12 protein-coding genes are annotated in these 12,923 nt (G+C 67.8%); 8 read left to right on the top strand and 4 right to left on the bottom strand.

The features are described 5' to 3' along the window. The first annotated feature begins 18 nt into the window (after positions 1-18). The 4 genes from X946_RS13610 to gor all read left to right on the top strand — a co-directional run bounded on the left by X946_RS13610 (position 19) and on the right by gor (position 4,046). Positions 19-1,668: an NRAMP family divalent metal transporter gene (locus X946_RS13610; protein ID WP_038748366.1), complete on the top strand. Its 1,650-nt coding sequence runs from the start codon at positions 19-21 to the stop codon at positions 1,666-1,668. 73 nt (positions 1,669-1,741) lie between these two features. Beyond that, entirely contained in the window at positions 1,742-1,927 is a 186-nt protein-coding gene (locus X946_RS13605) for a hypothetical protein (protein ID WP_038748365.1), read from the top strand. A 350-nt stretch (positions 1,928-2,277) separates the two neighbouring features. Beyond that, positions 2,278-2,502 (top strand): hypothetical protein, encoded by a 225-nt coding sequence (locus X946_RS13600; protein WP_038748363.1) that lies wholly within the window; start codon positions 2,278-2,280, stop codon positions 2,500-2,502. Positions 2,503-2,684: 182 nt separating this feature from the next. Then, entirely contained in the window at positions 2,685-4,046 is a 1,362-nt protein-coding gene (gene gor, locus X946_RS13595) for a glutathione-disulfide reductase (RefSeq protein WP_038748361.1), read from the top strand. Between the two features lie 146 nt (positions 4,047-4,192). Here the strand turns inward: gor and X946_RS13590 are convergent, their stop codons facing one another. The 3 genes from X946_RS13590 to X946_RS35465 form a co-directional block, all read right to left on the bottom strand. Then, the gene (locus X946_RS13590) at positions 4,193-4,498 is read right to left on the bottom strand and encodes a DUF4148 domain-containing protein (RefSeq protein WP_038748633.1); all 306 of its coding nucleotides are present in this window, start codon (positions 4,496-4,498) and stop codon (positions 4,193-4,195) included. 176 nt (positions 4,499-4,674) lie between these two features. Continuing rightward, positions 4,675-5,121, bottom strand: a complete 447-nt coding sequence (locus X946_RS35105) for a hypothetical protein (protein WP_156432329.1) — start codon at positions 5,119-5,121, stop codon at positions 4,675-4,677. Positions 5,122-5,778: 657 nt separating this feature from the next. Further along, positions 5,779-5,964, bottom strand: coding sequence for a hypothetical protein (locus X946_RS35465; RefSeq protein WP_162483265.1), 186 nt, complete (start codon positions 5,962-5,964; stop codon positions 5,779-5,781). 833 nt (positions 5,965-6,797) lie between these two features. Here X946_RS35465 and argG point away from each other — a divergent pair. The 4 genes from argG to X946_RS13550 all read left to right on the top strand — a co-directional run bounded on the left by argG (position 6,798) and on the right by X946_RS13550 (position 10,364). Beyond that, positions 6,798-8,138, top strand: a complete 1,341-nt coding sequence (argG, locus tag X946_RS13570; RefSeq protein WP_038748355.1) for an argininosuccinate synthase — start codon at positions 6,798-6,800, stop codon at positions 8,136-8,138. Between the two features lie 291 nt (positions 8,139-8,429). After that, complete coding sequence (locus X946_RS13565) at positions 8,430-8,933, top strand: hypothetical protein (RefSeq protein WP_038748353.1); 504 nt, start codon at positions 8,430-8,432, stop codon at positions 8,931-8,933. 98 nt (positions 8,934-9,031) lie between these two features. Next, entirely contained in the window at positions 9,032-9,739 is a 708-nt protein-coding gene (locus tag X946_RS13560; RefSeq protein ID WP_038748632.1) for a hypothetical protein, read from the top strand. 424 nt (positions 9,740-10,163) lie between these two features. Beyond that, positions 10,164-10,364 (top strand): heavy-metal-associated domain-containing protein, encoded by a 201-nt coding sequence (locus X946_RS13550; RefSeq protein ID WP_038748349.1) that lies wholly within the window; start codon positions 10,164-10,166, stop codon positions 10,362-10,364. 80 nt (positions 10,365-10,444) lie between these two features. Here the strand turns inward: X946_RS13550 and X946_RS13545 are convergent, their stop codons facing one another. Further along, positions 10,445-12,868, bottom strand: a complete 2,424-nt coding sequence (locus X946_RS13545) for a heavy metal translocating P-type ATPase (RefSeq protein ID WP_038748347.1) — start codon at positions 12,866-12,868, stop codon at positions 10,445-10,447. Positions 12,869-12,923: the final 55 nt, after the last annotated feature.

The raw sequence follows: 12,923 nt of genomic DNA, 5'->3' as shown, positions 1-12,923 counted from the left end.
CTACCGGGGAGAACCCATATGTCCACGCCAACCGACGTCTCGCCCCCCATCGCCGTTGAGCGCAGCGCGGTCCTCGATCACGCGCACATCGGCGACATCAAGGGCGCGCTCGGCACGATCGCGCATCACGACACCGCGCCTCGCAGCAACTGGTGGGCGCGTTTGCGCACGCTGCTCGCGATTCTCGGGCCGGGCCTCATCGTGATGGTCGGCGACAACGACGCCGGCGCGTTCGGCACTTATACGCAAGCGGGCCAGAACTATGGCACGACGCTCTTGTGGACGCTGCTGTTGCTCGTGCCCGTGCTGTTCGTGAATCAGGAGATGGTGCTGCGTCTCGGCGCCGTCACGGGCGTCGGTCACGCACGCCTCATCTTCGAGCGCTTCGGCAAGTTCTGGGGCGCGTTCAGCGTGATCGACCTCTTCATCCTGAACGCGCTCACGATCGTCACCGAGTTCATCGGCATCACGTTCGTGCTCGACTTCTTCGGCGTGTCGAAGGTTGCGGGGGTGTGCATTGCCGCGGCGCTCACGATGGCGGCCGTCAGCACGGGCGATTTTCGCCGGTTCGAGCGCTTCGCGGTCGTGCTCTGCCTGCTGAGCCTGCTGCTCGTGCCCGTGCTCGTATCGATCCATCCGCCCGTGCATCAGATGACGCGCGACCTGTTCGTGCCGGGTTGGCCCACGCACGCGAAGCTCTCCGACGTGATGCTGCTCGTGATCGGCATCGTCGGCACGACGATCGCGCCATGGCAGCTGTTCTTTCAGCAAAGCTACGTGATCGACAAGCGGATCACGCCGCGCTTCATGAAATACGAGAAGGTGGACCTGTGGATCGGCATCGTGTTCGTGATGATCGGCGCGATCGCGATGATCGCGTTCTGTGCGGCGCTCTTCGAGGGACGCCCCGAGGCGGGCAACTTCACCGACGCGGGCGGCGTGATCGCGGGCCTCGCGAAGTACGCGGGCCACACGAGCGCGACGCTCTTCGCGATCGCGCTGCTTGACGCGTCGATCATCGGCGCGGCGGCGGTGTCGCTCGCGACCGCGTACGCGATCGGCGACGTGTTCAAGATCCGTCACTCGCTTCATCGCAGCGTGTCGGACGCGAAGGGCTTCTACTTGGTCTATTTCGGCATCGTTGCCGCGGCGGCCGCGCTCGTGCTGATTCCGGGCAGCCCGCTCGGGCTGCTCACGGAAGCGGTGCAGACGCTCGCGGGCGTGTTGCTGCCGAGCGCGACCGTGTTCCTGCTGCTGCTGTGCAACGACAAGGCGGTGCTCGGCCCGTGGGTCAACTCGACGAAACTGAATCTGTTCACGGGCGCGGTGATTTGGGTGCTCGTGATGTTGTCGATTATCCTGACGGCGTCCGTGATGTATCCGGACATGAGCGGCGAGACGATGCTCGAGGTGCTCGCGGGCGGCACGCTGCTCGCGGCGGCGGGCTACGTCGCGACACTCGCGCTGCGCAAGCGCGGCATCGAGCCGGCCGAGCCGGCCGTCGACCGCAGCCTGCGCGACACGTGGCGGATGCCGCCGCTCGACACGCTGCCCGCGCCGCGGATCACGATGTCGACGCGCATCTGGATGGGCGTGCTGCGCGGCTATCTGGTGCTCGCGGTCGGGCTCGTGATCGTGAAGGTCGTGCAGATGGCGTTTTTCAGGTAGCCGGCGCGTGCGGCCGTTCGCAGCGCGCAGCCGGCCGTTTTCCGACGATTCCAATTCTTGCGGGAGCGACAGGATGAAGCGTTACGCGTGGGCTGCATCGATGATCGCGGTGTTGCTGATCGCCGCGTGCACGAGAACGGACGACGACGAAGTGAGCAGCAAGACCAACGATGCGGCCGTCGCGGCGGCCGCCGCATCCGACGTGCCGGCGAGCACCGGCGCCGTGGCGGCCGCGCCCGCATCCGGCGCAAGCGAATGAGCCCAAGCGTGCGCGCGGCGCGCGCCGCGCGTAGTGCCGCTCGCGGGAAAGTAGAGGATTCCTGCGAATGAAAGCCGGACGAAAACCATCCGACATAGTTTGACAGTTGCGCGGGCGGGAGTGAGCTAAGCTGCTTGCGCGCGGCTTCGCGATCGTCGCCGATCGCGCCGCGCGTGCGTGCCTGGTTCGCTGTCGTCCGCCGGAGCGCGCCTTCGCCGATGTTTCGCGCATCGGCTCTCGCGAGCGGTGGCGCCCGGAGTAACGGGCGCTACCGAATGTTACAAAACGCGGCGCTGCATGAATGTCCATGCAATCATGCTCGCTCACGTTCAACCTAAACGGTGATTGCGATGGGAATCTTGAATACGGTAGGTGAGATTGCAGGCGCGGTGGCGGCCGTCGAGGCAGCCGAGAAGGTCGATCCGGATGCCGGCCTGCTGACGAAGGCCGCGGCCGCGGTTGGCGGCTTCAAGGGCGCCGAGGCGCTCGAGAATCTCGTCGAGAAAAAGAAGGACGACGAAGCGGCGGACGGCGAGAACGCCGCCGCGCCGGACAGCGACGCATCGCAGGCGTGACGCGTCGGCGCGAAGATCCGGCATCTCGCGCGACACGAAGCGGAAGGCATCGCCTTCCGCTTTTTTTTCGCCGCGCGCAATCCACAGATGATTGCGGTGCATGACAGTACGCGCGCTCGCCGCCGCACGAAAGGCGAAATCTTGCTATCGTCGGGTCATCGAGGCTTTGATCAGGCGACGCCATGGAATTCGATTACGATCTCTTTGTCATCGGCGCGGGCTCGGGCGGCGTGCGCCTCGGCCGGGTCGCGGCATCCTACGGTGCGCGCGTCGGCATCGCCGAGGAAGAGCAGATCGGCGGCACCTGCGTGCTGCGCGGATGCATTCCGAAAAAACTGCTTGTCTATGCATCGCATTACGGCCATGACGTCGAGGATGCGGCCGGCTTCGGCTGGACCTTCGACATCGGTTTGTTCTCGTGGCCGACGCTCATCGAAGCGAAGGATCGCGAGATCGCGCGCCTGAGCGGCGTCTACGTCGATCTGCTGAACAAATCGGGCGTCGAGATCCATGCGGGGCGCGCGACGCTCGTCGACGCGCACACGGTCGACGTCGCGGGGCGCCGCGTCACCGCGCGGCACATCGGCGTCGCGACGGGCTCGCGGCCCGTCATGCCGCCGATTCCCGGCATCGAGCACGCGATCACGTCGCGCGAGGCGCTCAGCCTGCCCGAGCTGCCCGGGCGGATCGCGATCGTCGGCGGCGGTTACATCGCGGTCGAGTTCGCGGGCATCTTCGACGGGCTCGGCGCCGACGTCGACCTGTTCTATCGCGGCGAGCAGATCCTGCGCGGCTTCGACGACGACGTGCGGCGCGTGCTGCACGACGAGATGACGAAGCACGGCGTCGCGATCCACACGCGCTCGAGCGTCGAGGCGATCGAGCGCGGCGCCGACGGCGCGCTGACGCTCAAGCTCGCGACGGGCGCGTACGGGCCGTACGACGCGGTGCTGTACGCGACGGGGCGCGTCGCGAATTGCGACGCGCTCGGGCTCGAGGCGGCTGGCGTCGCGCGCGATGCGCGCGGCGCGATCGAAGTCGATGCGTATTCGACGACGACGGCGCCGTCGATCCACGCGATCGGCGACGTCACCGCCCGTCCGCAACTCACGCCCGTCGCGACGCGCGACGCCATGCTGCTCGCGGCGAACCTGTTCGGCGGCAAGCGGATCGCGGCCGACCATCGGTACATTCCTTCCGCCGTGTTCAGCCAGCCGGAGGTCGCGACGGTCGGGCTCACCGAGGCGGACGCGCGCGCCGAGTTCGGCGCGCTCGACATCTACAAGACGTCGTTTCGCGCGCTGCGGCACACGCTGTCTGGCCGCGACGAGAAGACGTTCATGAAGCTCGTCGTCGAGCGCGACAGCCAGCGCGTGGTCGGCGCGCACATGGTCGGGCGCGATGCGGCGGAAATCATCCAGGGCGTCGCGATCGCGATTCGCGCAGGCGCGACGAAGGCGCAATTCGACGAGACGGTCGGCATTCATCCGACCGCCGCCGAGGAATTCGTCACGCTGCGGCAGAAGGAACCGGACGACGCGTGACGCGCGCTAACGCGATGTGCGATGTGCGATGTGCGACATGCGACATGCGACATGCGACATGCGACGGGCGGCGGATCGCACACGCGGCCGCTCGGGCCGCCGCACCGTGCCGCGGGTAACGGCATGCGCGGGCGTACGCACCGCCGTCAGTTGCCGTTCGACGAGATCGAGCCGCCCGCGCCGACGCAATCCGTCTGATATTTCTGCATCAGCTTTTGCTGCGCATCGTCGATGTCGTCGGGGTAGCCGTTCTCGTCGCCGGCGGAAGGGTTGTAGCCGACCGATTCCAGTTCGGACAATTCGTTCATCAATTGCGCTCGCGTGACGGGCCCGTTCGTGTGCGCGAACGGGTAGTCCGAACATTGCGCGGGCGTGAGCTTCGGCGCGGCGTGCGCGGCGGCGCCGAGCGTCAGCGCGAACGTGCAGGCGAGCGTGCAGACCGGGAATTTCATCTGCGACTCCTTCATGTATTCGATGCTCCGATTCGGGCAGCCGTTGGATTGCCCGGCGATGCCGGCCGAGGCGCCGATCGCGGAATGAAGGCTTAAGCGTCGCGATGTGTCGAAACGGCAACGCACGAGTGACGCGAGTTTCATCCACGCGCATCCGCGAAACAGTGCCTTGAGATTTAGAGCGGATATCTAAATAATTGTTCATGCCGCTGTTCGCGAAACGTCTTGTGCGCGTTGCTATCGTCGGGTTCACGGATGGCGCACGCAACGTATGCCCCGTGTGTGCGGTGCGACGGGCAACGAACCGACGAGACGAGAGTGGGGTTGGCGATGAAGCGGACGGTGAGCGCAATGGTGCTGGCGGCCAGTTTGTTCGCGCCGGCGATGTCGTACGCAAAGGTGCAGGGCGAAGGCGGCCCGATCGCCGACGTGACGCTGATACGGAAGGCCATCGAAAGCGAACGGCGCGCGGCCGATGCTGCCGGTGGCGCTTGCAAAGCGCCTGCGAATGCGTCCGCGCGCACGTGCGGCGATCGGGGCGCGACTGGAAAGGGACGGCGCGCGGCGGGCTGATGCGGTTCACTGCGCGCGCGGCGCATCGTGACGGCGATCACGTACGACATGAAGCGCGAGGCCGATGTCGCGCGTGATCGACTGGTAGATGATCTATCGCGATGCGATGCCTGACGGCGAAACCGCCGACGCGATTCATCACCGGCTCGATCACGAGCGGATGCACGCGAACTATTACGGCTTCTTTCCGGCGAACGGCGCGCATATCGCGGGCGGCGTGCTCGCGTTTGCGCCTGTGCCGGCGGCGTATCGCGAAGGAACGACGCTCGATCATGCGCTGAAGACCGGGGGCGATCAGGTCGCGCCTGTCGTGCGCGCGACGGCCGAAGTGCGCGAACGGCGACACGCTCCTGCTCGCGCGCGACTTCGCCGATCTACGGCACGGGCACCGTCGACGCGTTGCCGTTCAGGATCGGCGGCGGCGTCGTGCCGGGCGGCATCTGCTTGAGCACGGTCTGCGATGCCGACGCCACGTGCGCGGCGGCCGTGCGGATGTCACGCCCGGCTGGAAGCAGATCTTCACGATGCCGTAGCCGCGAATCGTGCGGATCATCGACTGCTCCGACTCGAGATGGCGCGCGAGCGATTCGTGCAGCTTCGCGAGGCTATGCGTCGGCAACGCTAAGCTCGCCCGGCCGAGCTCGGTGCGCTGCACGAAAAAAACGGCGCCGTCGTACGGCGGTGCTTTTCGATGTGCCAGCATGACTTCATCTTCGTCGCGTACTGCGGCGAGCGCGGCGGGACTTCCGGAATCGCGGCCGCATCGACGTGCGCAACTGGCTCAGGTACCGGATCGCGGCATCCACGTCCTCGGTATCGAGCAGCGCCGCCGCCTGTTCGATCGAGACCATCGCCGTTTTCTTGCCGCGATCGTTGAACATTTCGATGCGCATCGGGCGTCACATGACGCGCTTCCTCGCCATTCCTCGCCATTGCAGCGTGCGGGGATTATCGACGGGCGGCGCGCGGTGAAATCTGAAACAAGGCGGCCGGATGAATTTCGTTCGAGGAGTGCTCGTCGCGGCTTGACCGACCGCCGGCGTCGGCATGGCCGGTTCGGACGCGCGTCGGTCGGAGCTCGGCGATCGGCTGCTCCGTGCGCCCACGTGCCTGACGCCCGAACGCGCGTCGGCGGCGCTCGACGGCGGCCGATTTCCGCGTCGACCGGCGCGGCGGGCCGACGGATGTCTGGCCGCCGGCCCGCTGCCGTGCCGCTGAGCGGCTCTCGGGCCTTGTGCGATCACCGTCAGGAAGACACGTCGAATCCGCCCGGTTCCGCCCAGAACGCGGAGCCAACGCGGATCGCTCCCGACTCGGACTCGACTCGAGCCCGATTCGAACTCGGGTTGAGTCCGAGTCGAACCGCCGATCGATCCCGGCCGAATCCAATCCTTTGGCCGCCGCAAAGCGCTCGCAGGATGGTTCGAGCCGCAGGCGCATCGCCGAGCCAGGCGCGACGCATCGCCCGCTCTCGGCCGATCCCGAGCAGATCCCGAGCAGATCCCTAGCCGATCCCCCGCAAAGCCCTTCCAGCCGGGCCGCGGCGGCCTTCCGGCCGCGCCCGCGCGGCCCGCCGAATCGCGGCACGGCCGCCGATTCTCCGCGCCGAACGCCCCGAATCTCCGGCCGGCCGCGCCGCGCGCGAGACTTGCCTCATAATCAGGCACAGCCGATACTCTTGGATTCCGCCAAATTCCCCCTTCCAACTGATTGAACGGTTTTCGTCATGACCACGATTCTTGAAAATCTCCCGGCCGGCCAGAAGGTCGGCATCGCGTTCTCCGGCGGCCTCGACACGAGCGCCGCGCTGCACTGGATGCGCATCAAGGGAGCCGTTCCTTACGCGTACACGGCCAACCTCGGCCAGCCCGACGAAGACGACTACGACTCGATCCCGAAGCGCGCGATCCAGTACGGCGCCGAAGGCGCGCGCCTGATCGACTGCCGCGCGCAGCTCGTGGCCGAGGGGATCGCGGCGCTCCAGTGCGGCGCGTTCCACATCTCGACGGCCGGCGTCACGTATTTCAATACGACCCCGATTGGCCGCGCCGTGACGGGCACGATGCTCGTCGCCGCGATGAAGGAAGACGGCGTCAACATCTGGGGCGACGGCAGCACGTACAAGGGCAACGACATCGAGCGCTTCTACCGCTACGGCCTGCTCGTCAATCCGGACCTGAAGATCTACAAGCCGTGGCTCGACCAGCAGTTCATCGACGAGCTCGGCGGCCGCGCGGAAATGTCCGAATTCATGCGCCAGGCGGGCTTCGGGTACAAGATGTCGGCGGAGAAGGCGTACTCGACCGATTCGAACCTGCTCGGCGCGACGCACGAGGCGAAGGATCTCGAGAGCCTCGAGAGCGGCATCAAGATCGTCAATCCGATCATGGGCGTCGCGTTCTGGCACGACGACGTGAAGATCGACAAGGAAGAAGTGACGATCCGCTTCGAAGAGGGCCGTCCGGTCGCGCTGAACGGCGTCGAATACAAGGATGCGGTCGAGCTGCTGCTCGAGGCGAACCGGATCGGCGGCCGCCACGGCCTCGGCATGAGCGACCAGATCGAGAACCGGATCATCGAGGCGAAGAGCCGCGGCATCTACGAAGCCCCGGGGCTCGCGCTGCTGTACATCGCGTACGAGCGCCTCGTCACCGGCATCCACAACGAGGATACGATCGAGCAGTACCGCGAGAACGGCCGCCGCCTCGGCCGCCTGCTGTACCAGGGCCGCTGGTTCGATCCGCAGGCGATCATGCTGCGCGAGACGGCGCAGCATTGGGTCGCGCGCGCGGTCACGGGCGAGGTGACGGTCGAGCTGCGCCGCGGCAACGATTACTCGATCCTCGCCACGCGCTCGCCGAACCTGACGTACCAGCCGGAGCGCCTGTCGATGGAGAAGGTGCAGTCGATGTTCTCGCCGCGCGACCGGATCGGCCAGTTGACGATGCGCAACCTCGACATCACCGATACGCGCGAGAAGCTGCGCATCTACTCGCAGGTCGGCCTGCTGGCGCCGGGCGAGGCGTCGGGGTTGCCGCAGTTGAAGGAAGATCAGGGCGGCAACTGACGCCCTGGCGTGCGCTTGCCGCCGCGCGCGGCCGGGAGCGAACCGACGTTCGCCCCCGGCCGCGAACAAGCGGGGCGGCCGACGTGAATGAAACGCCCGCGCCGCAATCGCGCGGGCGGCGCGCGGCGAAGGCGAAACGGCGTAAAGCCGCGCCGAGCCGCACCAAGCCGCGGACAGCTTCGTTGTCCGCGCCGCCGAGCCGGAGCGAAGGCCGGCCCGCCGTACGCATCAACCGTCTAACGCCGCCGCGATCGCGCGTTCGCAGAACCGATAACAAGAATGGGGGTTGATATGTTCCAGATGCTTCCGTCGATGACGCTCGGCCGACGCCTGTCGGTGTGGTGGTCCTGCATATGGCGCCAGACGCTCGCGAGCGTGCCGGTGTGGATTCTCGGCGTGGCGATCGTCGGATTGACGATATGGCAAACCCTTCCCGTCGCCGGCCAGCCGCCGAGCGGCAAGGCGATGGCGCTCGCGCTCGTGATCTTCGTCGTCTGCTTCGCGATTTGCCTGCCGATCACCGGATACACGGTGCGCATGGGGTTCGCCGCGCACGCATTGCCGGCGCCCGGCCGATTGTCGTTCGGGCAGGCGCTGATGATCGGATTGACGACGGCCGGCTGGGCCACGCTCGCCGCGTTGCCGATCAGCGCGGTGACGATGCCGCTGCGCCACGGCGGCCATCCGCTCGCCGGCCAGGCGATCGGCCTCGTGCTGAACATCGCGGCCGGCATGTACGTCGTGTTGCCGCGGCAGGCGCGGCGGCTGCGGCTGCAGGCGGGCGAATCGGCGTGACGCCGCGCGCGTCGCGACCGGCGCGCGCGATTCGCCGCCGCGCATGCGCGTTGCACGGCAATTCGATGAAAGGGGAACGTATGAACTGGGGAATCCGCATGCGGGCAACGGTCGCGGCGGCCGCGATGTCGGCGAGCGTCGCGGCGCTCGCCGCCGGCTCCGCGGTGGACGCGGGCCGCTATCTGTACGTCGAAGGCGGAAGCGCGCACGGCGTGCTGACCATCAAGGGCAATACCTTCAACATCGAAACGATAGGCGGCAACTGCCATACCTGCGCGTTGAGCGGCACGTTCAAGGGGCGCGTCGGCGTCGCGAACGACGGCGGCAATGTCTGCCGGATCGCGGTGTCCGGCGGGCAGGGCGTCGTCAAGCTGGATACGTCGGGCTCCGAAGCGTGCCGGGATTTTTGCGGGATGCGCGCGTCGTTCGACGGCGAATACCGGCGTCCGCCCGCCGCGTGCGCGGATCAGTCGCGGGCCGTGCGCACCGAGCGATCGCACCGGCAATACGCGGCGCACGATTACGGCGCGGCGCGCGCGACGCTCACGTCGCTGCTCGCCGAGTGCAGCGGCTTCATGGACTGGATCGAGCTGGACCGGGCGAAGAGCGATCTGGCGCTCACGGAATATCACCGCGGCGATCGCGCGCAATGCGTGGCCGTGCTGTCCGATACGATCGCCTACCGCGCGCAGCAGGAGCACAGCGAGGCGTTCGGCCTTCCGCCCTGCGATGCCGACAACTACAAGTCGACGGGCGACGCGATCCTGCACAATCTCGCGCTCTGCCAGGCGCCGGCGCAGCGTTGACGTACGGGGGCGGCGCGGCGGTCTCGGCGAATGTCGGGAATGCGACATGCGTCGATCCCGTCGATCCCGTCGATCGTGGCGATCGTGGCGGATCGTGGCGGATCGTGGCGGATCGTGGCGATCGTGCGCCGCCGGAACGTGACGCGGCGCGCGGATCGTGCACCGGGATCGCCGCGACCGCGTCGAGCGCGTAGTGCGGTTGGTGGTCGCGTTTGAGTCGGCGTTGGGGCTCGCGTTCGATTGGCCGTGCGACCGTGCTTCGACTGCCCGACTGCCCGACTGCCCGACTGCCCGACTGCCCGACTGCCCGACTGCCCGAACACCCGATCACCTCACACCCGATCACCTCACACCCCAGCGCTTGACCTTCCCACAGTGGGAAGATGCATCCTCCGATCGCCTCACATCCTTTTGGAGAAGCAGCATGAAACTCGAAGTGAAAGACATGTCGTGCGGCGGCTGCGCGAACGCGATCACGCAAGCGATCACGGCCGTCGATCCTGCCGCGACCGTTTCCGTCGACATCGCGTCGAAAGCGGTCGAAGTCGGCTCGACGCTCGGTGTCGAGCGCGTGGTCGCCATCGTCGAAACTGCCGGGTTCCATCCGGTTGTCGTCGCGCCGTGAGCGACGCACGGGGTTGACGTACCGCGTTGACTCGCGGGATCGGTGCACGGCGGCGCGCGCCGCCGTGCACCGCCGCCCGCTCAGGTTTTCGCGCGACGCAGCCGCAGCGCGTTGCCGATGACCGACACCGAGCTCGCCGCCATCGCGGCGCTCGCGAGGATCGGGCTCAGCGTGACGCCGAACCACGGATACAGCACGCCCGCCGCGACCGGAACGCCGAGCGCGTTGTAGACGAACGCGAAGAACAGGTTTTGCCGGATGTTCGTCATCGTCGCGACGCTGAGCGCGCGCGCCCGCGCGATGCCGCGCAGATCGCCCTTCACGAGCACGATCCGGGCGCTGTTCATCGCGACGTCGGTGCCCGTGCCCATCGCAATGCCGACGTTCGCCTGCGCGAGCGCCGGCGCATCGTTGACGCCGTCGCCCGCCATCGCGACGACGTGCCCCTGCCGCTGCAGCGCCTGCACGTACGCGTATTTGTCGGCGGGCAGCACGCCCGCCTTCACGCCGTCGAGCGACAGCGCTTTCGCGACCGCGTTCGCGGTGACGAGATTGTCGCCCGTCAACATCACGATGCACGCGCCCGATGCCTTGAGCAGCCGCACGGCCTCCGGCGTCGTCTCCTTGATCGGATCGGCGAGCCCGACATAGCCCGCGAGCCGCCCGTCGATCGCGACGTACATCACGGTCTGGCCGGCTTCGCGCAGGCGGTTCGAATCCGTTTCGACCCACGCGCAGTCCACGGCGAGATCCGCCATCAGACGCGCATTGCCGAGCGCGACCGCCTGCCCGTCGATCACGCCTTTCACGCCCTTGCCGGGCACCGAATCGAACGATTCGACCGGCGCGCGCGCGGCGCCCGCCTGCTTCGCATGCTCGACGATCGCCTGCGCGAGCGGATGCTCGCTCGCGCCTTCGAGGCTGGCCGCGTAGCCGATCAGGGCGTGCTCGCGATGCGGATCGAGCGCGACGACCGTCTGCACGCGCGGCCGGCCTTCCGTCAGCGTGCCGGTTTTGTCGACGACGACCGTATCGACTTTCTCCATCAGCTCCAATGCTTCGGCATCCTTGATGAGCACGCCTTCGCGCGCGCCTCGGCCGACGCCGACGATGATCGACACGGGCGTCGCGAGGCCGAGCGCGCACGGGCACGCGATGATGAGCACGCTGATCGCGACGACGAGCGCGTTCGCGAGCGCGGGAGCCGGACCGAGTGCCGCCCACGCGGCGAACGCGATTGCGGCGAGCGCGATGACGGCGAGCACGAACCATCCGGACACCTGATCGGCGAGCTTCTGGATCGGCGCGCGCGAGCGTGCCGCCTCGGCGACCATCTGCACGATGCGCGCGAGCAGCGTGTCGGCGCCCACTTTCTCCGCGCGCATCACGAACGTGCCCGTCTGGTTGACGGTCGCGCCGGTCACCGCGCTGCCCTCCGTCTTCTCGGCCGGCATCGGTTCGCCGGTGATCATCGATTCGTCGACGCTCGAGTGCCCTTCGACGACGACGCCGTCGACCGGCACCTTCGAGCCGGGCTTCACGCGCAGCGTGTCGCCGACGACGACCGCGTCCAGCGGCACGGTTTCCTCGATGCCGTCGGGCTTCACGCGCACCGCCGTGTGGGGCGCGAGCTGCAGCAGATCGCGGATCGCGCTCGAGGTGCGCGAGCGCGCGCGCAGCTCGAGCACCTGGCCGAGCAGCACGAGCGTCACGATCGCGGCCGCCGCCTCGAAATAGAGCGGGATGTCATGGCCGCTGCGGAACGCCTGCGGAAGCGCGCGGGGGAAGAGCAGCGCGAACGCGCTGAACAGGTAGGCCGCCGAGACGCCGAGCCCGATCAGGCTGAACATGTTCAATCGCCACGCCGCGAAGGACTTCCAGCCGCGCACGAGAAACGGCCAGCCGCCCCACAGTACGACCGGCGTCGCGAGCGCCGCCTGCGCGTATTGCGACCACGACGCCGCCAGCCAGTGCGGCAGCGGCCAGCGCGCGAACAGCGCGTCGATCACGGCGCCGATGTCGAACGGCAGCGCCATCCTGCCCATCGTCATCAGCACGAGCGGCACCGACAGCACGAGCCCGACCCAGAAGCGCTTCGTCATCGATTCGAGCTCTGGGTTTCTCTCGTCGCCGGCGCCCGGCGCGAGCGGCTCGAGCGCCATGCCGCAGATCGGGCAGTCGCCCGGCGCGCTCGCGCGTATCTGCGGGTGCATCGGGCACGTGTAGATCGTGCCCGGCTTCGCCGCGGCTTCGCCGGCCGGCTGCTTCGGCATCCCGACGAACCGTTGCGGCGATGCGCGAAACGCCGTCAGGCACTTGTCGCTGCAGAAGCGATACGTGAGGCCCTGATAGTCGTGTCGACGTTGCGTGTCGATCGGCACCTTCATTCCGCAGACCGGATCGACGGCCGTTGCGCCGGGCGTCGCCGCGTCGCGCGAGCGATGAGGGGCGCGCCGTTCGTTCGTGCCGTGGTCGTGATCGTGATGGACATGTGCGTCGTGCATGACAAGCGCTCCTGTCGCGTCGATGAATGTCGGTTGCTCCCGCGGCGGCGAGTTT

The sequence above is a fragment of the Burkholderia sp. ABCPW 111 genome (genome assembly GCF_000773065.1).
Lineage (GTDB): Bacteria > Pseudomonadota > Gammaproteobacteria > Burkholderiales > Burkholderiaceae > Burkholderia > Burkholderia savannae.
Note: the sequence above shows the minus strand (reverse complement) of the source record. Positions and strands in the feature narration are given on the sequence as shown.

Bases quoted from the DNA above. Each gene is read 5' to 3' on its own strand.
- X946_RS13560 (WP_038748632.1), top strand. From the start codon at position 9,032: ATGCGGGCAACGGTCGCGGCGGCCGCGATGTCGGCGAGCGTCGCGGCG.
- X946_RS13590 (WP_038748633.1), bottom strand. From the start codon at position 4,498: ATGAAATTCCCGGTCTGCACGCTCGCCTGCACGTTCGCGCTGACGCTC.
- X946_RS13550 (WP_038748349.1), top strand. From the start codon at position 10,164: ATGAAACTCGAAGTGAAAGACATGTCGTGCGGCGGCTGCGCGAACGCG.
- X946_RS13600 (WP_038748363.1), top strand. From the start codon at position 2,278: ATGGGAATCTTGAATACGGTAGGTGAGATTGCAGGCGCGGTGGCGGCC.
- X946_RS35105 (WP_156432329.1), bottom strand. From the start codon at position 5,121: ATGTCGTACGTGATCGCCGTCACGATGCGCCGCGCGCGCAGTGAACCG.
- X946_RS13605 (WP_038748365.1), top strand. From the start codon at position 1,742: ATGAAGCGTTACGCGTGGGCTGCATCGATGATCGCGGTGTTGCTGATC.
- X946_RS35465 (WP_162483265.1), bottom strand. From the start codon at position 5,964: ATGCGCATCGAAATGTTCAACGATCGCGGCAAGAAAACGGCGATGGTC.
- argG (WP_038748355.1), top strand. From the start codon at position 6,798: ATGACCACGATTCTTGAAAATCTCCCGGCCGGCCAGAAGGTCGGCATC.
- X946_RS13565 (WP_038748353.1), top strand. From the start codon at position 8,430: ATGTTCCAGATGCTTCCGTCGATGACGCTCGGCCGACGCCTGTCGGTG.
- X946_RS13610 (WP_038748366.1), top strand. From the start codon at position 19: ATGTCCACGCCAACCGACGTCTCGCCCCCCATCGCCGTTGAGCGCAGC.
- gor (WP_038748361.1), top strand. From the start codon at position 2,685: ATGGAATTCGATTACGATCTCTTTGTCATCGGCGCGGGCTCGGGCGGC.
- X946_RS13545 (WP_038748347.1), bottom strand. From the start codon at position 12,868: ATGCACGACGCACATGTCCATCACGATCACGACCACGGCACGAACGAA.